Raw genomic sequence first — 18995 nt, 5'->3', positions numbered from 1 at the left:
GTTGTGACCAGCTGGTACACCGAGCAGATCAGGAAGCGGCAACGCTACGGGGAGGGCCCGGAGGTGCTCCAGGCCCTGAAGGAGGGCCTGGCTGTATGCGCCGCCGACCTGGAAACGCTCCAGGAAGGCGGGGAGGAAGCGGCTGAGATCGGGGCCCGTTACGCGGCTCTCGCCCAGGAGCTGGAGGGCCTGTAGCGAGAGCCCGTCCGGACGGGCAGCTGGGCCGGGGTGATCGTGGAGGCGAGGGTACGCGGCTGGAGGTGAGCGGGCATCAGCGGCCAGGCCATCGCGGCGATCTCGACGAGGTCCGCCCAGTACTGCGGCAGCTCGCCTTTCAGGCGCTGGAGGGTGGCCAGGAGGTGGGCGGCTTCGGCGGGCGTGTAGGGGCGGTGCTGCTCGGCCTCCAGGACGTCCCCGCCTCGCGCCGGCTTCCTCCAGGCACCGTCCGGGGTCCGTTCGTTGCGGTACAGCGCGGTCAGGTCCCGGCGGATCACAGAGACGCAGTGCACGTACGGCGAGGCTTCGGCCGCGCGGACCACGGCGGGCACGATGCCGAAGGTTCTGGTGTGGGCGGCGGCCGCGGTGAAGCGGGGCGCAACGCCCATGCGGGCCACTTCGGCGCACCGGGTCGCGGTCCCCAGCCGGCTGTCTGCGGCCCGCGCCCCGATCACGACCAGCTCCACACGGCGGCCCGCCCGGTGGTCGCGGCGCGCGCTGTTGAGGAAGTGGTCGATGCTGTCCGGAGCGATCTCGACCAGCATGTCCCCACGGCGGGCCCGTACGTGGGCTTCTGCCATCTCCTGCCAGGCCCGGTAGTCGGCCCGGATCCGCGCCGACGCCGTACGTGGCTCCTCCTGGAGGAGCTGGCGGTAGTCGGGGTGCAACGACTTGAACGTGCCGCCCTCGATCCGGGTGGGCCGGCGCACTCTCAGCGCACGGCGCAGGGCACGCGCGGTGTGGGACTTCCCTGACCCTTGCGGACCCATCACGTAGAGGGTGACCGGGTCGTCCTGCGGCGTGATGGTTCCCAGGAACATGGGGACGATCAGCTCGTCGAAGACCCACCGGTGCTCGTTGGCGGACAGGCGGTGGTAGTCGACCCCGGGCGGCACGGTGAGCGGCTGGGCGATCCGGCGCACCGGCTCGGCCAGTGCGAAGGCGCGCTCCAGCCCTCCGGCGATCGCGAGGCGACGCTCCGGGGCGAGGACCGTCGGGTGTAAGCGCTGCTCCGTGCTGGCCAGGCGGCGCCGGAACTGCCAGGTCTCCGGCGCGGTCCATGGCCGGCCCCACTCCGCCGTCAGCGCCTCGGGAGCGGCCTCCTCCTCGCGCCAGGAGGTTCCCTCCGCGGTGAGCTCGTTGCGGTACAGGACATAAAGACCGCGGCGGACCACCATGACCTGGTCCGCGAGGCGTTCGGCCTCGACGGCCTCCAGGAACAGGGGCAGGTTGCGCGTGCACTGCTCGAGGTTGCCCCAGGACACGGACCGGCCCACACCCTGCTCGTCGACCTGCGTCAGGTAACGGTCCAGCGCGCTGAGCTGCGCCTCGGCCTCCGACGTGGCCAGCGCCACCACCTCGACGCGGTAGCCCGCCGTACGCCAGATTTGAGTCGTCGCGATGGCCTGGGCCAGGTCGGCGATGGGCGCTTCCAGCACCGCGTCGAAGCGTTCTCGGCGTACGTGCGCCTCGACCTCCGCCTGCCACCGCAGGACGTCGGGGCGCACCCGGACGCCGGCCGTGAGGTCGTCTTCACGCATGAGGGCGTCGTACTGGGGGTGGGCCTTCTTGTAGAGGTCGCGGCCGATCAGCACCGCCCCGCCCCGCCGGGCGAGAACCGCCAGTAGGAGGTCGCATAGCCGGGACTTCCCGCTGCCCGCCGGTCCCGCGACGACGATGACCACCGGCTGGTCCTGCGGGACGGCGTTCCTGGTCCAGGTCGGCAGGATCTCCGTCACCAGGATCTCCTCGTGCTCACGCTCGGCCAGCACGACCGGAACGACGTTCTCGTCTCTCAACGCACCTCTCCACAGTTGCGTACGCATTTCGTACGTCAAACGTACGGCATTCGTTCGCTCCATGTGCTAGAATCGACGAAAGGAGGTGTTGCATGTCCGAGTTGTTCGACGCGGTCGACGCCTTGATCGCGTCCCGCGCCACGCTTCCGCCGCCGGCGGAGCGCAAGCGGCTGCGTGCCGCGCACGGCCTGACGATCGACGAGGTGGCCATCGCACTGAAGGTGCGCCGCGCCACGGTGTCCGGCTGGGAGTCGGGCAAGACCGAGCCCCGCCCGCCGGAACGGGACGCGTACGCGCGACTGCTGAAGCAGCTCGCCGAGCTCTACCCCGCGCCCGAGGAGCCGGGCGCCCCGGTGCCCGCCACGTTCACCGGGGCGCCCGCCCCGGCCGAAGCGCCGACTCTGTCCACAGGCCCGGCCTCCGAGGCTGCGGCCATGACTGAAACCGACAACACCCAGACCCCCGCGCCTGGTCCCGTCGCCGCTGCTGCTCCGGCCGCCGAGACCCGCCCGGCGAGCACCACCAGGACGTCGTCGACGTCGCGCCGCCCGGCGGCGAAGAAGGCCGCCCCGGCGAACACCCCGGCGGGCGGCACCGACCCGCGGTTCGAGAACGGCCCGCTGGCGGTCCTGGACGTCGAGGACGGGAAGGTGCTGGCGTACTGCACCGGCGGCCTGGTCCTGGACGTGCCCGCCAAGTCCCTGCCGTCCCTGGTGGACTGGACCCTCAAGGAGGCCAAGCTCGGGCAGCCGAAGCTCGTCGGTCCCGGCAAGGACGCCGACCCGCTGATCATCCTCACCGCGGCCGCACTGGAGCGCTACGGCCTGCCGGCCACCCTCACGCCGGAGGAGCGGGCCGCCGGGCGCATCCCGGAGGGCCACAAGGTCATCCGCCAGCTGACCCGCGCCGACTGGCAGCTCACCAAGCGCGGCTTCGGGCCCTGGGCCCGGATTTACAGGCCCGCCAAGGGCTCCGACCGGCAGTGCGTCCAGCTGTGCATCCCCTCGTGGAACGCGCTGGACACCCGTCACTGGGGCGCGGCGGGACAGCTGGCGCCGGCGGAACTCGCCCGGCTCCTGGGCGTGTACGCGACCCGGGTGATGACGCCGCGCGGCTCCTCCGCCGTCACCGGCCTGGAGCTGATGACCGCCCTGCACCCGCCGACCTACGCCGTGCGGGACGAGGAGACCGGCGCCCTGCGCCAGGCCGACGAGAAGACCCCCGGCTCCCTGGGCAAGGACCCTGTCGATCCGGCGCCGTGCGAGGCCCCGGACGGGCACCCGCTGCTCAAGGACCTGGGGCGCTTCCACGTCCGCGGCCCCGCCGAGAAGCTCTTCGAGGAGGCGTACGACTGGGCCCGGCCCATGACCGACGCCGAGTGCACCCTGCGCCACCTCGTCGGCCTGGACGTCAACATGGCCTTCGCCGCAGGCGCCAACGGCCTCCCCGTCGGCCTGGGCGCACCCACGCACGTCAAGAACCCGGTCTTCGACCCGAAGCTGCCCGGATCGTGGCTGGTGGACCTGAGCCACGTCGACATGTCGAAGGTGAAGGTCGGCAAGGACTGGGTGCAGCTGGACGGCAGCCTGCTGCCCTCCCCGTTCACTCCGAAGGGGGAGCGTCCGACGGGGCCGGCCTGGTACGCGACGCCGACGGTGGCGTACGCGGTGGAGCTCGGCTACGACGTCGCGCCGACCGAGGCGTACGTCCGGGACGACAACGGCCGCTACCTGGACGGCTGGTACAACCGCCTGCGCGACGCCTACCTCGCGACCATGGCCGACCTCGGCGTCGACGCAGACCTCGCCCCGGCCGACTTCCTGGAGGCGATGAACGGCTACAAGGCACGCGACCCTCAGATGGCGATTGTCGCCTCGGCCATCAAGGCGACCGTGAAGGGCGGCCTGGGCAAGCTGCGCGAGCGGCCGCGTGGCGAGGGCTGGCGGCCGGGCGAGCCGTGGCGCGCGCTGGCCCGTCCGACGTGGCGGCCGGACATCCGCGCGGCGGTCATCTCGCGCACCCGGATCAACCTGCACCGCAAGATCGTCAAGCACGCGGCGTTCACCGGGCAGTACCCGATCGCGATCCTGTCCGACTGCGTCGTCTACGCCGCAGGCGGCGAGACCCCGCTGGACTTCCTGCCCTACCGGGAGGGCAAGCCGCTCCCGGGCGGGTTCAAGCTCGGGGTGAACCCCGGCCTGGTCAAGTGGGAGGGCACCCAGAGCGTGCTGTGGGGCGAGGAGGTCCGCGAGCGGTTCAACGCCCCGGAGCTCAACCTCGCCCGTTACATCAAGGACGGCACCGTCACCGACGACGACAACGGCGAGTAGGGGAGCAGACAGGCGATGGCCAAGGAGTTCGGGGACGGCCTGGACCAGGCGGTGCAGAAGGCGTTCACCCGCCCCGCGCCCAAGGGCGCGGGCACGCAGATGCGGTACCTGGTCAAGCAGCTAAAGGGGACGAAGTCGGCCGCCGAAGCACTCGGGATCTCCCAGCGGCAGGTGGAGCGGTACGTCGCGGGCAAGGCCAAGAAGCCGCGCGCCGGCCTCGCCGCGCGCCTGGAGCGCGAGGTGAAGAAGCGCTGGCAGCCGCAGATCCGGGCCAAGGCCCGGGAGAAGGCGGCGACCACCGGCGGCATCGTCATCGACGTCCACGCCCGCCTCGGGTACGCCGGGGCGCCGATCGACACGACGGACGAGGACCGTATCCGGCACCTCACCGTCGCCCTGCCCCCGCAGCACGCCGCCCGGCTCTTCGACGCCCAGCAGCAGGGAGCCAGTGAGAACACCCTGCGCCAGCTCACGGCCGAAGCCCTCAAGGAGGTCTACTTCCAGGATGGCGGCCGACGTGCCGGGTCCCTCGAGGAAGTCGAGATCAACGACGTACTGGACCTGGAGTTCGACCTGTAGGGCCGTACCCCGAACGAGAGCGAGCCCGGACCGACGGTCCGGGCTCGCTCCGTTTCCCGCAGTCACGCAGGGGACGGCGTGTCCGATGCCGCGCGCGGGGCCGGCACCACGGCGGTCGGCTGCGCGGCCGCGAGCGCCTGGTCGACGAACTCCCGCACCAGCATCGCGGCCTCCACCACCGTCACGGTCTTCGTCCAACGTGCGTCGTGCCACCAGCAGGACAGCTCGAAGCGGTACGCGCCGCGGTCGAGTTCGACGCCCTCGATCCACGGCTCGCGCCTGCAGCGGCGGGAACGGATGACGTGGCGCTCGGTCGCCTCCAGATGCATCCGGGCGAGGGCGGCGTGGTAGCGGCCGGGCAGGGTACGCCCCTCCAGGCAGCCGCGGCACTCCAGCAGATGCAGCGCGGAGCCTTCCTTGTCCCGCAAGAAGGAGTGCGCCGAGCTCTTCCCTTCGAAGGTGTTGCAGCTGGCGCACAGCGGGCCGCGCACGTAGCCGTGGTCGTGGCAGTGGTCCCAGACCGATGCCCGGGTCTCCGCGCACATGCGGCACAGGTATCCGTCGGCGCGGGTGCTGCGCGTGCGGGCCGACGCGTAGAGCACGCCGTGGAGGTGACCGGTGTACCGCTGGAAGGTGGCGCCCGAGCATGGCGGGCACAGGGTGACGTAGCCGTGCGGGCTCGGCGTGCGCCAGGCGCCCCACCGGGGGCCTGGGGCGCGGCAGCGGCTGCAGGTCTGGGCCCGGCCGACGAGTTCCTCTGTCACCTGTTCCCAGCGGTCGAGCAGGTCGGCGTAGGCCCTCGGCAGGAAGAGGCCGCTGTCCGAGCGAGTCATCAGCTCCAGCGGCCTGGTGTTGCCGATGCTCCGCCGGCTGCCGATGGACGCCGCGAGGAACTCCTCCCAGGTCAATTCGCCCGGCAGCCCGCTGGCGCCGATGCGCTGCCAGCTGTCGTCCCGCTCGTCGTACGGTCGCTCCCGCTGGTGCGTGTGCCGGGCGTGCCAGTACATCCAAGAGGCGATCCGCTCACGCCAGTCAGACCGGCCTCGTTCTTCCGGATCCTGGTCGCCGTGCTCGCGGTAGGGCGGCAGCTGGACCTCGACGACGTCGCTGGGGTCCAGGCGGAAGTCGGCGAACACCTGGGCGGCGCGGCGGATGTCGCGTTCGTCGTAGGTCCACTTCGACCTGAACTTGTAGCAGCGGAGCGCGACGTGGCCGAGGACGACGTGGCCGTGCTGGCGCAGCCGCACCATGCTCACGAGGTCGTCCACGTCGAGCGGGACGGCGGATCCGGCGGCGATCTCCGCGAAGTACGTGCGGGCGAGCCTGGGGCTGATCTGGGCCATGCCCGGATGGTGACAGCGGGCTCTGACAGCGCCAGCCCAGTTCCCGCACAACTGCACGGATCGTCGTACGACCGTTTGAGGGCGAGGCACGGCATGTTCACCGATGCCGTCCCGGCGGGCAGGCAAATGGGTGATGATGACGCGGTGAGTCTGGATCTGAGCAACTACGAGCTGACCTGGCCCGTATCCCTGTTCGTGTCCGAAGGTGAGCGCATCATTGCGTCGACCGGATCATCCTGGACGGACCGCGCTGAATGGCTCATGACCGAGGCCCTGTCGGGGTCGACGGCCGTGGCGGACTTCGACGAGATGCCGAACCACAACGAGGTCGATCCCTGGGGCGGCACCGTCTCCGGATGGGGCCGGTCCGCGCCCGCGGTGATGACGAAGCACGAATGGTTCGCCGAGCTCATCAGCCGTGCCTCGGAGATCCGGCCCGCGGCCGCGCCCAGGCCGTACTGGCCGCAGAGGCAGGGCCGGGGCCTTTCCATCGACGGCAGCACCGCGCGCGATGCCCGACGCGACTTCGCGAGGATCATCGGCGACCTCGAGGACAACGGCTACCTGGCGGAGCACTTCGGGCAGGAGTGCGTCGACGCCCCGGACTCACTGCCCGACGCCTCCGCGCTGATCGAGCGACGCCTGGGCATCCCCGGCCTGTGGCCCCTGGCCCCGGAGACCTGGGACGAAGACACTTTCTACGGCCTGATCGAGGTCCTCCACGACCTCATCAGCCGCCCCCGGATGCGGCGCTACCACGACTTCTGCAACTGCGGCTGGCATCACTCGGAGTTCCACAACGCGCCGGCCCGCACCCTGTACCGGGCGAAGGTCAACGAGCTCCTCCGCGCAGCCGGCATCCACTACGAGCTCGCCATGGAGGGGGAAGACCTCGGGCGCCTGGTCGCCGTCACCGACGACGCCCGCAGCGAACTCGTGCACCGCGCCATCAACGACAGCCCACCCGACGTCACCGCCGACGTCCGCCACGCCATCGCGCTCTACCGGAGCCGGGACGCCTCCCCCGAGAGCAAGCGGTCGGCCATCTTCAACCTGGGCCGCGTCCTCGAAGAGCGCCGCGCCCTGATCAAGGACCAGCTCGGCAAGGACGAGGGCGCCCTCTTCGAGATCGCCAACCGCTTCGACCTCCGCCACCGCCGGGCCGACCAGCGCGGCGAGTACGACGAAGCGTTCCTCGACTGGATCTTCTGGTGGTACCTGGGCACCGTGGAGCTCACCAACGAGCTGATCAGGGCAAAGAGCCGCGCAGATGGCTGACGGTTCAGACTCGGACCAGGACGTCACCTACCGGGCGCCTGTCGGCTGCGTGGACCTTCGGGCATTCGACGACGAAGGCAACGCGTACGAGATCTATGCATGCCACGACTGCCTGCCGTGGCACGCAGAGGTCGTGATCGTCGACGGCGAGATCCTCGTCAGGGAGTGGCACGCCGTCGGCTGCCCGCAGTTCAAGGCACTGATCGAAGACTAGACAGGGCGAGCCTGCCGCCACACGCCGTTGTACGCGCGGCCCCGACTCGGGCATCAGCCCTCGCCGTCGAAGCCACGGTCGAAGCCCTTGAGGACCGGGTCGAGTTCGGCCGCAGCTCCGCACAGCGAACACAGCCTCGTTCCCGGGTGCTGCGCCACGTCCAGGGCGTGCTCCAGGGTGAGCACCGGCGCCCCGGCCGGCGCCTCCGCGCAATCGACGGCATGGACGGTGCCCCGGCCGGGCCCGCGGCCGCCGGCCTTCGCCAGCACCCAGCCAGACGGGCGGCGCGGCCCCAGCTCCCGCTCCACGACCGACGGCTGCTCCAGGTACTCGACGGGCACGTCGTCGTACGAGACGCCGTCCAGGGGCCGTACGTGCTGCGGCGCGCGCACCCAGACCCGGTACTCGGCCGGCTCCTCCGTGTCCCCGTACTGGTGGAGAGGCAGTACTTCGACTGTGCGCTATTCCCCAGCCTGTGGCTGTGGCAGGGCCTCGATGGGTTCGGCTGGACGATCCAGGTAGGCTGCGGTCAAAACGGGGGTGGAAGATCTTGAACTTCGATGTGCCCGGCCCGGAAGCCGACTGGCTAGAGGCGCCCGTCTCAGCGTGCCCAAACCCGAACCCTGCGTGGCAGACGAGTATGTGGTGGTACATCGCAGGCCTGTTCCGCGAAGTTGCCTGCCTCGCGCCTCCGCTGGAGGCCTTGGCGCACCGTCTGAGGCTGTCGATCGAGCACGGCTGGGAAGAGCTTTCCGACATCGATGTGGCCATGGTCCAGATCAGAGGGATCCACTTCGCTCTCTACCGGCTGAACACCAGCCCTTTGAAGGACACCATCGTGTCCGTCATCAAGGACACTGAGGACGACGAAGCCGCGATCAACACCCTGCTCACCGCCCTGGGGATCGGCCCCGACGCAGTGACGTACCGGGGAAATGTACGAAGCGACGAGGCCCAGTGACGTCTGCATGACATCCGATTAAGAGTCAGGACCCCGGCACGTCTTGGTCCCGAGCCGCCAGGTAGTGGGTCCAGCTGTCGTTGGCGTAGCCGGCCCAGCGGTTGGCAGTGCTGGGGTGCAGGCCGAACAGGTCGGCGACGATGATCGGCGGCAGGTCGGTGACGGCTTCGATCATTGCGGTATTGCGTGCGGTGAGAACGGGGAGGCCGTGTGAGCGCAAGAGGGCGCCGGCGCCGAGGGGGTTGCGGGCGCGGCCCGGAGCCTGGCCGGGCAGCAGGTAGTGCATCTCGTCGTCGAGCTGGCGGCGGAAGTATCCCGTGCCAGGGTCTTCCATCTGTTCCTCGATCAGGAGGGCGAGGCGGGGTGGGAGGAGCACGGGGTGGCGGCCCAGCGTGAGGAACGCTCCATCCGGCGTACGCCGGAACTGGGTGGTCGTGAGCTCCGAGATCCGGCTGAGCGGCAGGGCATAGAGGAGGACGAGGGCGCCCATGATCCGCACTTCGCGTGGCAGCCTGCCGTCGGTCAGGCAGCGGCGTAGGTGGTGGGTGTAGTCGCGTTCGGCAAGGAAGCTGCCCGCGAACTGGCGGGGGCGCTTCGGGGTCGTCAGCGCAGTGTTGAGGCCTCGTGCCCTGATCCAGCGGATGAAGCTGGTCAGTTTCCGGACGTGGGTGCGGTGTTCAGTCATCCATCGTTCGAAGAGGAGCTGATCGGCGTCGGCGAGGCTTGTCTGGTGGGAGTCGAGCCAGGTCAGAAAGGCGATGGCGGTCCGGATTTCGGTGATGTCGGCTTTGGCGGCGCCGACGGAGTAGCGATTGCGGGTAGTGCGGCGGCGGGCGTCACGCAGGACGTGCCATTCGGCAAAAGGCCTGATCACCGACGTGTGGTGAGGTTCGAGGAGCGCGGGCATGGTGTGGGTGATCCAGTGTTCGAGGTGAGCCAGGTGTTCGTGGCGCCGGGGCAGGACGCGCGCGGTAATCAGCAGGCCTCGGACATGGCGAGTCGGGGCATTCTGAGGCAGGTTGTCGAGCAGTTCGTGGGAGATGGGGCTGTCCTGGCCCGCGAGGTGGGCCAGCAGGCGGGCGGCCTGGCTGCGGTGGAGCCAGGACAGTACGGGGTAGGGGTTCTCGGCGCCCGTGAGGACGCCGGCCAGCCCCGTCAGCTGGTTGGGAACCGCACCGCGGTCGCCGGTGAGGAGATCGTGGACCCGGCCGGCGAGGGTGCAGCGGGCGCACCGCCCGCCGCCCAGAAGGTCGGCGGGCTCCCGGCAAGCGGGGCACCGCCCGGTGTCTCCGCAGCAGCCAGCACACAGTCCGGAGCCGTCGGGAGCGGTGCCGACCATCACCCTCTGCTGATCGCAGGAGCCGCAGGGCCGTGGGGTTCTGCGGCGCAGGCTGTGGCATGCGGAGCAGACCGGGCCGAGAGGCCAGAGGCTGTGGGTGCGAGCGTGGCGGTGGCAGATGCCGCATTCGCGGATGGGCCGGGGCCAGCAGGAACGGCAGTGGAAGGCGCCGCCGCGCTGGCTGACGGCGCCGCCGTGGCGGATCCGGCCGCAGACGGCGCATTCGCCTTTGGGGCCTCGGTAGCAGCGGATACAGATGTCGGGGCTGCCGTCGGCGGCTCGGGCTTGGATCGGGCGGACCTCTCCGCACAGGCCACACAGACGAGCTGGGGCCCGGTAGCAGGCCCCGCAGACTGGTCCGGCCTCGGTGTTCGCATTGACCCTCTTCGTCCGGCCGCAACCGGAGCACGGGCGGGGTGGCCTGGGAGTGCAGTTGGTGCACAGCGGACCCTGCGGGGTTCGGTGGCCGGGGGCGCGTAGCCGGCCGCAGCCGATGCACGGTTCCACCACCGACGGGTCGGTGCGGTAGCAGGCGCGGCAGATGGGCACGTCGTCGCGGGTGGTGACGATCTGATCCACACGCCCGCAGCGGCCACACTGCCGGAAGCGAGTGCGGGCGTAGCACCAGCCGCAACAGCGGCCCTGCTCCGTAGTCTCCAGCGGCAGCGGGTCGGTACGCCCGCATACAACGCACGCCAGCTTGGTCACCACGCGACCGTGGCCGGCTGCGTGGAGGAGGCCGAGCAGACGCACGAGCGAGGCAGGGGCGTAGGCCGACGGGCCGGTCAGGGCGTCCGGATGGTCGGCCAGATGCGCGGCCAGCACCCGAACCGGCTGCGGACTCCACCCCTTTGCCTCCTCCACCAGCCGCTGAGCAGCCACTGCGTCCAGCGCGGGACCGAGGCGCTCGGTGAAGAACGCGACCACTTCTGTCCGAACCTGCTGGAGTTCTTCGTGCGCCTGCCGCTGGCGTGGTGAGAGGTAGGTCATGGCTGTCCGGGCCGTCGGATGACGGTACGGCGGTCAGGCAGCGGTACCGCCGCGGGCGTGCCGTCGGCCGTCTTGCGCAGTACTGCGTTGACGACTTCCGGTTTGATCAGGTCGTTGGGAGTGCACTGGAGGATGTCACAGAGCGCGACGAAGGTGTCCATGCTCAGGCGCTGCGGGGGCTGGGTCACCAGCCGGTAGACCTGCTCCCGCGACAAGGTGATGCCCCGCTCTGCCAGCAGGGGTACCAAGTCGGAGGTCTGGTACATCTCCCGCTCGGCCATCAGCCGACGCAACAGCCACTGGTAGCCCATCTTCTTGATCACGACACCACGTCCCAGTCCTCGCCCAGCCGCTTGCGCATCGACGCCTCCAGCAACGTCGTGCGGTACTCGTTCGACACGCCCATGTAGATCGCGGTCGTAGCCGCATGCGAGTGTCCGACCTGCTCCTGCACGAACCGCGCTGGATACCCGAACTCCGTCAGATGCGTGATGTAGCTGTGCCGCAGGCAGTGCAGGTCCAGCGACTCGTCCAGGCCCGCGTCCTGCCGGGCGGCGACGAACGCCTCGTTGATCGATCGCGGCGAGAGCCGGCCCACGCGCTCGCTCACCCACAGCGCCGGATGAGCGCCAGGCGACAACTGTGGCCGTACCTGGGTGATGTAGTCGTCCAGGACGTCGACGACCCAGTCCATCTCCGGAACCAGCAGCACCGTCCGCCGCTTGGGCGGAGCCCCCTTCGACGACTTCCCGAAGCGGACCATCATGGACCCGTACCCGCCGAACCGCGGCGCCTTCCGGTTCCGTCGAAGGTCCACCAAGTCCACCCGAGACGACTCCGTCCGCCGCGTCCCGAATGCGTAGATCGTCTTCAGCACCGCAGCATCCCGCAGAGAGGTCAGCACCCCCTTGCGGCCCTGGCCACGGATCCGCTGCGGGCGTGCGTCCGCCGCGTCGAAGAGCGCCTGCACCTCGTCGTACGTCAGCGGCCGGCGCCGGGGGTCGCCTTCGTACTCCACGGTGTGCAGTACCGAGTTCCCCTCGTGGAACACCGCGCGGGGCGTGTCACCGAACCGGCTCAGGCACTCCTCCACCCAGCCGTAACGGCGGTCCAGGAGGTACTCCATGAACAGGGTGATGATCACCTCGTAGCCGCGGGCGGTCGACATCAGCACCGGGCTGCTGCCACCACGCAACTCGGCGATGAACGCCTCGCCCTCGGCTGCAGTCCACTGCCACGGATACAAGCCGGTGAACTCGAACATCCGCTGCACCACACGCAGCCGCGGGCCGATCGTCGAGACCCGCAGGAAACGGGCAGCCTGTTGCCTGGCCCACCCATCCTTCATCGCCTCGAACACCGCTGGTGCGGGGTCGAGGTGAACGACATTACGCGCGAGAACAAGGCGCGCCGATCCAGGCGCTTCAAGAGCCACAAACGGTGTTGTATCAGCCGCAACAATGTGAGATCAGTCGTTCTCGTGGCAGGTCAGCCCTTCGAGTGACCTTCTCCCCTCTGCGGACCCGAGGCCCCTGACCGGCGAGAACGACAGCAGGCAGCACGTGCGGAGTGTTGCAACTGATGCAATTCCTCCTGTTTGGACTGTTCCGGTACGCGGGCAGGCCCACCTCGTACAGCCAGCCGTCGCGGACCTGGCGCTTGGACCACAGGCGTCCGACGACGTCCTGGTCCCCAGGCAGCAGAACCCGGATAGGGACCGGAACCGGCTCGGAGGGGGCGGAGGACGACGTCATGCCTCCACCCTAGGCGCCGACCCCGACAGGACCCGCACTGACCTGCACGAACGCGGACTCTGTCCACAGGCCCGGTCCCACACCCTGCGGTTATGACGATCAATGACGCACAGCAGCCGGCCCCGGGCCGCGGCATGGTCCTGGCGGCCCTCGCGCGGGCGGAGCGGAAGGTCTTCACCCGGCCCGCGCCGAAATCCGCAAAGGCCCAGATCAAATTCCTCCTCACGCGGGCGAAGGGCTCGACCAGGACCCTGGCGGAGCGTCTGGGCGTCTCCCGCCGCACGGTGGAGCGCTACCGCGCCGGGACCCTGACGACCCCGCAGAAGAGGCTCCAGGCCGCCCTGGTGGAGGAGACCGAATCCGAGTGGCAACCGCAGGTCAGGGCCCAGGTCCGCGAACAGGCGTCCACCACCAGCGGCATGATGGTGGACGTCACGGCGTACTTCGGATTCGTCGGCAAGGGCAGCTCGGACGACGGCCGCGAGCGCTCCATCACCACGGACATCTCACCCACCTACGCCAAGCAGATCCTGGAGCTCCAGGCAGCCGGAGCGACGGAGGAGGACCTCCATCCGCTCGTCGCCGAGGCCATCACCGAGTCCTATTTCACGGAATGGGGCACCCGAGCCAAGGGCCTGCGTGCGGATTTCACACACGTTGTGTCCATAGAATTCCGGTTCTGACACGACCGAATTCCGGGGCTGCTATAAACCGTATTTGGCGGGCCGTCGAACAACGCTCTGGCGGCGGCCCGCTCCCTTCCGCACGACGATTGCGAGGCCGATGATGACCACGCCCTGGCCGACCCGGCGCACCGCGCGCCGTCCGCTCCCCCCACGCGTCGCTGCGCCCCGCGAGCCGGTCGACCCGGCCCGCATCGGCCGCCGCGTCGTACGGCGCCGGGCGAAGGGCATGGACGCCGGCGCCGTCGCGGCGGCCCTCGAGGACGCGCGGTTCGACGCGCGGCAGGCGTCCCGGTACGAGGACCTGGCCGACGATGTCCGCGGCCCGGCGGAGCTCGTGGAGTGGGCGCGCATCGCCCAGCTGCTCGCCGCCGCCGGGCCGGGCACCGTCTACGACCCGGACGTCGACGACGTCGTCCAGGCCGAGCTCGCCGCCGACGCCGCGGCGGCGGCCGCCCGGGAGGCCGAGCTGCGCGAAGCCGTCCGAATCGCGGCCCGCGCCAACCACCTCCAGGTGCTGCGCGACCTCGGCACCCTGGACCAGGCCGAGCCGGCCGAAGGCGACGAAGCCGTACGGGACGAGCTCACCCGCCGCGCGGGCGGGTACGTCCAGGCCGACGTCGACAGCTGGCTCGCCCACGCCCTAGCCACGCACCGCGGGCACTACCGCGACCCGGCCGCCCGCGAGGCCGCCGCCGGCCTTCTGACCCCGCCGGTCCTCGCGCACGCCGCCCTGCTCGGCGAGCTCCTCCGACTGGTCCCCGGCGCCGGCGCCGACGAGCTGGCGTTTGCGGCCACGCTCGCCACCACCGAGCCCGAAGCCGTCGGCTCGCTCGCCGGGTTCCTCGCCCGCGCCCGCCCAGAGGGCCCCTGATCCGGGGCGCCAGCCGGTGTCACGCTGACGGAGGGTGAGCGTGACACCGGCTGTCACGCTCACCCGGAAAGTGTCACGCCACCCCGAATACGTCCATCTATGTCCGTTTCGGTGAGCCCGAAGGGCACTCCAGGTGGGGGCTGGGGGCGGCCGAGGGGCGGCCGTGACACATAAAAGTTGACCTCCCGGATGCCGGTGATCCGTACGGAACGTGATCGCGAAGCCGGGTTCGGCCGGAGTGGTCCCGGGCCCTTCCACCCGGCGATACCGTGGTGAGACCCGCCAGTTACGCGCCCTGGAGCCCTCGATGAGCGAACAGCCGGCCCCCGCCGACACCGCCCGGCAGCAGCTGGAGCCCGCGGCCGCCGACGCGGTCCGCGCGTACGCGGCCCGCACCCGCGAGAACGCCGACCAGTTCGCCGCCGTCCTGGAGGACATCGCCGCCAACGGCTTGCCGTCGGTGGAGGACTGCACGCCGTGGGAGGAACTGCGCGAGGCCCACCTCGCCCGGCTCGCAGCCCAGCGCCCGGCCGTCGCCTGATGGCCCCGCAGCACAGCCCACGCCGCGCACGGATCGCCTTCTCCGACTCCGCCGCCAAGCAGTTGGAGAACATCACCAGCGAGGCGGAGATCCACGCCCTGGACCGCGCCCTGGTCGTCGTCTCCGTCGACCCCGACGTCGGCGAGGCCCTTCCCGGCGACACCGCCGGCCCCCAGCTGCGCCAGTACACCGACGACATCGAGCGCGTCCGGCTTCTGTACTGGGTCACGGCGCTGCGCACCGTGGTCGTCGTCGCCTACATCGAGGTCTGACCCGCGAAGGAGCCACCGTGCCGTCGATCGTCCAGGAGCTCTCCGGCCACCGTGACCTCGGCGGGCTGCGCAGGGTGGTGGAGTGCCCGGTCACGGCCACCGTGCTCCGCGAAGGCCCGGCGCAGGACTCCGGGCCGGGCGCGGCCTGGCTCGCGTACCTGTGCCCCGCGCACACCGTGGATCTCGACGGCTGGCCCGGCCCTGCGGAACACCCGGACACCGGCACGATGCCGTGCGGCACCGTGCTCGACTACCGCTCCGGCGAGCAGCAGCTCCAGTCGCACGCGGACCTGTGGCTCACGCCCCTGACCGGAGTGGACCCGGCGGCGTACGGCGGCGCCTGGGCCGACGTCCTGGACCAGGCCGACCGCGTGCTGCTCGCCCGGGTTGCCGAGTCCGCGGCCGCCGACGAGGACAGCCCGCTCCAGAACATGCTGGCGCTGATGGACGTGGCCAAGCGGGCCGCAGCCAGAGGCAACCTCCGTGTGGCGGCGACATCCCTCGCGTACTGCGAGACCTTCGCCCAGGGTCTGTGACCTTGCTCGACCCGGCCTTGCACCCTTGCACCCATAGCTCGGGAAGCCTGCAACAGGCATTGCAACACTCAGGTGCAACAGAGTCCGCGTTGCGGTCCTGACCTGCGGCAACAGCCCGCACAGCAGGATCCGGGCGCGTGTTGCACCCCGCGTTGCAAGCCCGGCGGAGCCCACATCAGCTCCCCGGCTCAGCACGGTGATCCTGCCCGTCACCTGCCGACGACGGCCCCCGCGCCGCCCACATGATCCTTCCCGGCGCTGTGCGGCCGCCTGAGGCTCCCTGAGGCCCTTCGGGTAACCGCTCGCGCCGATCATGAGGCTGACAGGCGCTCACAGCGGCGTACAGCGCCTCGCACGCCCGTGGGGCGCCGCCGACCGGGAAGAGCCGGCACCGGCGGACCAGAGGTCCGGCGCCTTCTCGCCGCCAGCCTTCTCGTCGTTCCCGGCTCCGAGCTCTGCTCTCAGGGGGGAGATCTACAACCCGCACATAGGTACTACAAGTACCTACCTACATTGGGGTGCAAGACGACCCCCGCGACCGGACCCGACCTGGAGCCTCGGCAGCAGTCCGGTGCAGCGCGGCCGTGCTGCTCGCTGCTGCTTCTGAAGGTGAAGGGTGCAAGGCGTTCCTGCTGCACCCCTGCTGCTGTCCAGCTGGGGTGCAGCAGGAGGTTCGCCACGGTGCGGCGCAGCATTCGCACGACCCGGGCGGCACACGGCTGCTGCTCGGGTAGCAAGGCGGACCTCACCGGTGCAGCGGGCGGCCGCTGCACCGGGGCCGGCTACCGACTCGCGGCTGCTGCCACCGTCGTGCTGCTCGGCCGAGTGCTGCTGCGCGCGCAGACCCGCAGCACGCAGCAGCTGCCTCCCCGGCGACGGCTGGCTTGTTCTGGAGGAGCAGAACAAGCCGGTTCACCTGGTGCTACCGACAGCAGTCCCGTGTCGGAGGGAGTCAGAGCCTGCTGGTTGTTCTGCTGTTCCAGAACAACCCGGTTTAGCTAGTGCTACCGGCTAGATCGCGGGCATGAAGAAGGCGCCGCACCCGGAGGTGCAGCGCCTGGTGGCTTCGCGGGCCGGATCCGCCTGCGGCCTGTCAGCCGGTGGCGGCGAGGTTGGCGACCTGGGCGGCGTACCGGGCCCGCCGCTGCTCGGTGAAGCGCTCGGGTTCGGCGGCCTTGATCTCCGGGATCGGCATGGGGTAGGCCACCTTGCCGCCGCTCAGCAGCGGGTGGAGCTGGTAGAGGCCGTCTTCCAGGCTCCAGGCGAGTCCGCACTCGCGGAGCTCCTTGAAACCGCGGTTCACGGTCGGCTTGCTGGCGCCCAGCTCGCGAGCCATCTCGTTCTGGCTGATCGTGGCGGTGCCGGTGTCCGGGTCGCTCAGGTACATCAGCTCGTCCAGGACGCGGCGGCCGGCGGTGGTGATGTCGACCAGGGCCAGGATGCGCAGAACGGCGCGGGGGATCTGCACGGGCGCCTCTGTGGGAGGGCTGGGGACGTAAGAGCTGCTCACGGAGCCTCACCACTTCCGATCAGGACGACGCTGCAACAACAAGGGTATGCCGCGCGAGATCACGCGCTCGCCTTGCGCACGGGGCGCCGCTGGCGGAGCGTCACGACCTTCTCCTTGCGGCGGGCGGCCTCGGCGGCCTTCTTCTCGGCCTCCCGCTCCTGGCGCCACTCGGTGGGGTAGTCGGGGTGCGGGATGATGCAGGCCGGGCCCTCAGCGGCGTTCCAGAGCTTCTGCCACTTCTCCTGTTCGCCGGAGGTGCCGGCCACCGTCAGCCACGGGTTCAGCTGGAGCATGCCGCGCTTGGCGGTGCGCATCCAGCCGATGTGCGCGAAGAACTGGCTGGCCTCGTTCACGGAGGCCGCCGACAGGTTGCACCGGGCCTGAAGGTCACGCTGGTTGGTCTTCACGAAGCCGCGGGGGACCGCGCGGTCCTTGTCGTCGGCGCGGTTCGCGTTCTGGAGCGCCATGAGCTTGCACCAGACCTGGAACCAGCTCCCGGGCGCCTTCAGACTGCCGAGCACGTCCAAGAGCAGCCGGGCATCCAGGACGTAGCCGCTGAGCTCGGCGCTCGCGGCGAACTCCCGGCCCTGGATCTTCTCCACGCCCAGGATCAAGCCACCCTTACCGTCCGACCGCGCGACCACGCGCTCGCCGGGGCGGACGATCGGCAGCTGTTCCATCAGCACAGTCCTCCAGGGATGATCAACAGTTCGGTGAGCACGGTAGCACTAGGTAAACCGGCTTGTTCTGGAGGGGCAGAACAAGCGGTGCCTCACAGTCACCTAACGACCCGTCAGGTTCCGGGTGACTTTGTTCTAGATCTCCAGAACACTCGGGAGCCGTTTGTTCTGGAAACCTAGAACAAACGGTTTCGCATCGCCGCAGGTCAGAGCCGTTTTCGGCGTGGATCCCTCTTAGGTGTCTTTAGACACCAACCACCACCCCAACCCCGGCTGCCACGCCCCGCACCGCGCGGCAAAAACCGCTGGTCACAGCGGGCGTGTCGGCGCTGACAGCTACCGGATTGGGGGAGCCGGCCTCCGTGGCTGAGCTCGCTTCGCGTGCGGCACCGTCCCCGGGTGCGGGTCGGGGACAGCAGTAGCGGCTCTGAGTCTCGGGTGGTACCAGCCGTGACGATCAAAAGCATGGAAGCGTGGCTGGTCCCGGTGGGCGGTTCCGCCGCCCGGCCCTGGGGGCCGTTCGGCTCCGGTACCTCCGCACGCCGGAATTCCGGCTTTCCGATATCCGAGGTGCCGTTCTGTGGCTGAGGTCGGACCCTTCCCAATTCGTGATTCCTTGCCTAAGTGTTGGGCTGAAAACGAGGGCTGATGCAGGCTCAAAATCTGCACCTCACCGGGGTGGTTGGGTGGTGTCTCGTGTTTCCGCCAACGGTACATGCTGCATCAACCCGATGCACCCGCTACACTAGAACCCAACACGAACGAGCGACCCCACCCCCTCGTAGCCAGCCAGGCCCACGCAGTGGGCCCCAACGGTTCTGGAGGCGCAGCCGGAAGGACCGTCAGGCGGGGGAGCGCAGCGGACCCGCCCAGGAGGGCACAGCCCTCCCTCACTCCCTCCAACTCCCCTACAGGAGGCCCCACCAGCCGCACCGTCAGACCCTGATTGGCCCGGCCGCGCATCGCGCGGCCCGCCGGGCGCGCAGCGGCCGGCCCCACTGGCTCCCGAAGCGCAGCGCAGGGAGCCGCCCACATCGCGTGGGCGGGGGGAGCGCAGCGACCCGCGCCGCTGTCCCATCGCGCAGCGATGGGGTAC

Annotated in this window: 19 protein-coding genes and 1 pseudogene; 12 read left to right on the top strand and 8 right to left on the bottom strand. The window is 70.2% G+C overall.

Annotated features, from left to right (window positions below):
- The first annotated feature begins 3 nt into the window (after positions 1-3).
- On the top strand, positions 4-195 hold the full coding sequence (locus OG332_RS47115) for a hypothetical protein (RefSeq protein WP_327419612.1): 192 nt from the start codon (positions 4-6) through the stop codon (positions 193-195).
- On the opposite strand, the gene OG332_RS47110 is transcribed toward OG332_RS47115, so the two are convergent.
- The gene (locus OG332_RS47110) at positions 159-2015 is read right to left on the bottom strand and encodes a zeta toxin family protein (RefSeq protein WP_327419611.1); all 1857 of its coding nucleotides are present in this window, start codon (positions 2013-2015) and stop codon (positions 159-161) included. The genes OG332_RS47115 and OG332_RS47110 overlap by 37 nt on opposite strands.
- Positions 2016-2107: 92 nt before the next feature.
- On the opposite strand from OG332_RS47110, the gene tap reads away from it, so the two are divergent.
- Positions 2108-4345 carry a telomere-associated protein Tap gene (gene tap / locus OG332_RS47105; RefSeq protein ID WP_327419610.1) on the top strand — a complete coding sequence of 746 codons (2238 nt, stop codon included), beginning with the start codon at positions 2108-2110 and terminating at the stop codon, positions 4343-4345.
- Between the two features lie 15 nt (positions 4346-4360).
- Entirely contained in the window at positions 4361-4924 is a 564-nt protein-coding gene (gene tpg, locus OG332_RS47100; protein WP_327419609.1) for a telomere-protecting terminal protein Tpg, read from the top strand.
- A 62-nt stretch (positions 4925-4986) separates the two neighbouring features.
- On the opposite strand, the gene OG332_RS47095 is transcribed toward tpg (OG332_RS47100), so the two are convergent.
- Positions 4987-6267, bottom strand: a complete 1281-nt coding sequence (locus OG332_RS47095) for an endonuclease domain-containing protein (RefSeq protein WP_327419608.1) — start codon at positions 6265-6267, stop codon at positions 4987-4989.
- Between the two features lie 144 nt (positions 6268-6411).
- Between OG332_RS47095 and OG332_RS47090 the strand changes: the two genes are divergently transcribed.
- Complete coding sequence (locus tag OG332_RS47090; protein WP_327419607.1) at positions 6412-7545, top strand: hypothetical protein; 1134 nt, start codon at positions 6412-6414, stop codon at positions 7543-7545.
- Positions 7538-7759 (top strand): hypothetical protein, encoded by a 222-nt coding sequence (locus tag OG332_RS47085; protein WP_327419606.1) that lies wholly within the window; start codon positions 7538-7540, stop codon positions 7757-7759. Before OG332_RS47090 ends, OG332_RS47085 begins: the two co-directional genes overlap by 8 nt.
- Positions 7760-7812: 53 nt before the next feature.
- Here OG332_RS47085 and OG332_RS47080 read toward each other — a convergent pair.
- Positions 7813-8175, bottom strand: a pseudogene (locus OG332_RS47080) (DUF6233 domain-containing protein); the annotation flags it as partial.
- A gap of 134 nt (positions 8176-8309) precedes the next feature.
- Between OG332_RS47080 and OG332_RS47075 the strand changes: the two are divergent.
- On the top strand, positions 8310-8720 hold the full coding sequence (locus OG332_RS47075) for a hypothetical protein (RefSeq protein WP_327419605.1): 411 nt from the start codon (positions 8310-8312) through the stop codon (positions 8718-8720).
- Between the two features lie 25 nt (positions 8721-8745).
- Here OG332_RS47075 and OG332_RS47070 read toward each other — a convergent pair whose 3' ends face one another.
- Positions 8746-10059: a hypothetical protein gene (locus tag OG332_RS47070; RefSeq protein WP_327419604.1), complete on the bottom strand. Its 1314-nt coding sequence runs from the start codon at positions 10057-10059 to the stop codon at positions 8746-8748.
- A gap of 717 nt (positions 10060-10776) precedes the next feature.
- Between OG332_RS47070 and OG332_RS47065 the strand changes: the two genes are divergently transcribed.
- Positions 10777-11037: a hypothetical protein gene (locus tag OG332_RS47065; RefSeq protein WP_327419603.1), complete on the top strand. Its 261-nt coding sequence runs from the start codon at positions 10777-10779 to the stop codon at positions 11035-11037.
- 8 nt (positions 11038-11045) lie between these two features.
- Here OG332_RS47065 and OG332_RS47060 read toward each other — a convergent pair whose 3' ends face one another.
- Positions 11046-11372, bottom strand: a complete 327-nt coding sequence (locus OG332_RS47060; protein ID WP_327419602.1) for a helix-turn-helix domain-containing protein — start codon at positions 11370-11372, stop codon at positions 11046-11048.
- A complete protein-coding gene (locus OG332_RS47055; RefSeq protein WP_327419601.1) occupies positions 11369-12397 on the bottom strand; it encodes a tyrosine-type recombinase/integrase in 1029 nt (342 codons plus the stop codon). Before OG332_RS47055 ends, OG332_RS47060 begins: the two co-directional genes overlap by 4 nt.
- A gap of 498 nt (positions 12398-12895) precedes the next feature.
- Here OG332_RS47055 and tpg (OG332_RS47050) point away from each other — a divergent pair, with 498 nt between their 5' ends.
- From tpg (OG332_RS47050) to OG332_RS47030, 5 genes are all read left to right on the top strand, one after another.
- On the top strand, positions 12896-13486 hold the full coding sequence (gene tpg / locus OG332_RS47050; protein WP_327419600.1) for a telomere-protecting terminal protein Tpg: 591 nt from the start codon (positions 12896-12898) through the stop codon (positions 13484-13486).
- Between the two features lie 103 nt (positions 13487-13589).
- A complete protein-coding gene (locus OG332_RS47045; protein WP_327419648.1) occupies positions 13590-14360 on the top strand; it encodes a hypothetical protein in 771 nt (256 codons plus the stop codon).
- A gap of 307 nt (positions 14361-14667) precedes the next feature.
- Positions 14668-14901 (top strand): hypothetical protein, encoded by a 234-nt coding sequence (locus tag OG332_RS47040; RefSeq protein ID WP_327419599.1) that lies wholly within the window; start codon positions 14668-14670, stop codon positions 14899-14901.
- A complete protein-coding gene (locus tag OG332_RS47035; RefSeq protein ID WP_327419598.1) occupies positions 14901-15173 on the top strand; it encodes a hypothetical protein in 273 nt (90 codons plus the stop codon). Before OG332_RS47040 ends, OG332_RS47035 begins: the two co-directional genes overlap by 1 nt.
- A 17-nt stretch (positions 15174-15190) precedes the next feature.
- Complete coding sequence (locus tag OG332_RS47030) at positions 15191-15709, top strand: hypothetical protein (RefSeq protein WP_327419597.1); 519 nt, start codon at positions 15191-15193, stop codon at positions 15707-15709.
- A 1093-nt stretch (positions 15710-16802) separates the two neighbouring features.
- On the opposite strand, the gene OG332_RS47025 is transcribed toward OG332_RS47030, so the two are convergent.
- Together OG332_RS47025 and OG332_RS47020 are read right to left on the bottom strand one after the other, a co-directional pair.
- A complete protein-coding gene (locus tag OG332_RS47025) occupies positions 16803-17219 on the bottom strand; it encodes a helix-turn-helix domain-containing protein (protein WP_327419596.1) in 417 nt (138 codons plus the stop codon).
- Between the two features lie 59 nt (positions 17220-17278).
- Entirely contained in the window at positions 17279-17899 is a 621-nt protein-coding gene (locus OG332_RS47020; RefSeq protein ID WP_327419595.1) for a hypothetical protein, read from the bottom strand.
- Between the last annotated feature and the right edge of the window lie 1096 nt (positions 17900-18995).

The organism is Streptomyces sp. NBC_01233 (assembly GCF_035989305.1).
Taxonomy (GTDB): domain Bacteria; phylum Actinomycetota; class Actinomycetes; order Streptomycetales; family Streptomycetaceae; genus Streptomyces.
Note: the sequence above shows the minus strand (reverse complement) of the source record. Positions and strands in the feature narration are given on the sequence as shown.

Coding starts and splice junctions, on each gene's coding strand:
- tap (WP_327419610.1), top strand. CDS start 2,108: ATGTCCGAGTTGTTCGACGCGGTCGACGCCTTGATCGCGTCCCGCGCC.
- tpg (WP_327419609.1), top strand. CDS start 4,361: ATGGCCAAGGAGTTCGGGGACGGCCTGGACCAGGCGGTGCAGAAGGCG.
- OG332_RS47095 (WP_327419608.1), bottom strand. CDS start 6,267: ATGGCCCAGATCAGCCCCAGGCTCGCCCGCACGTACTTCGCGGAGATC.
- OG332_RS47085 (WP_327419606.1), top strand. CDS start 7,538: ATGGCTGACGGTTCAGACTCGGACCAGGACGTCACCTACCGGGCGCCT.
- OG332_RS47070 (WP_327419604.1), bottom strand. CDS start 10,059: ATGGTCGGCACCGCTCCCGACGGCTCCGGACTGTGTGCTGGCTGCTGC.
- OG332_RS47055 (WP_327419601.1), bottom strand. CDS start 12,397: ATGAAGGATGGGTGGGCCAGGCAACAGGCTGCCCGTTTCCTGCGGGTC.
- tpg (WP_327419600.1), top strand. CDS start 12,896: ATGACGATCAATGACGCACAGCAGCCGGCCCCGGGCCGCGGCATGGTC.
- OG332_RS47045 (WP_327419648.1), top strand. CDS start 13,590: ATGACCACGCCCTGGCCGACCCGGCGCACCGCGCGCCGTCCGCTCCCC.
- OG332_RS47040 (WP_327419599.1), top strand. CDS start 14,668: ATGAGCGAACAGCCGGCCCCCGCCGACACCGCCCGGCAGCAGCTGGAG.
- OG332_RS47035 (WP_327419598.1), top strand. CDS start 14,901: ATGGCCCCGCAGCACAGCCCACGCCGCGCACGGATCGCCTTCTCCGAC.
- OG332_RS47020 (WP_327419595.1), bottom strand. CDS start 17,899: ATGGAACAGCTGCCGATCGTCCGCCCCGGCGAGCGCGTGGTCGCGCGG.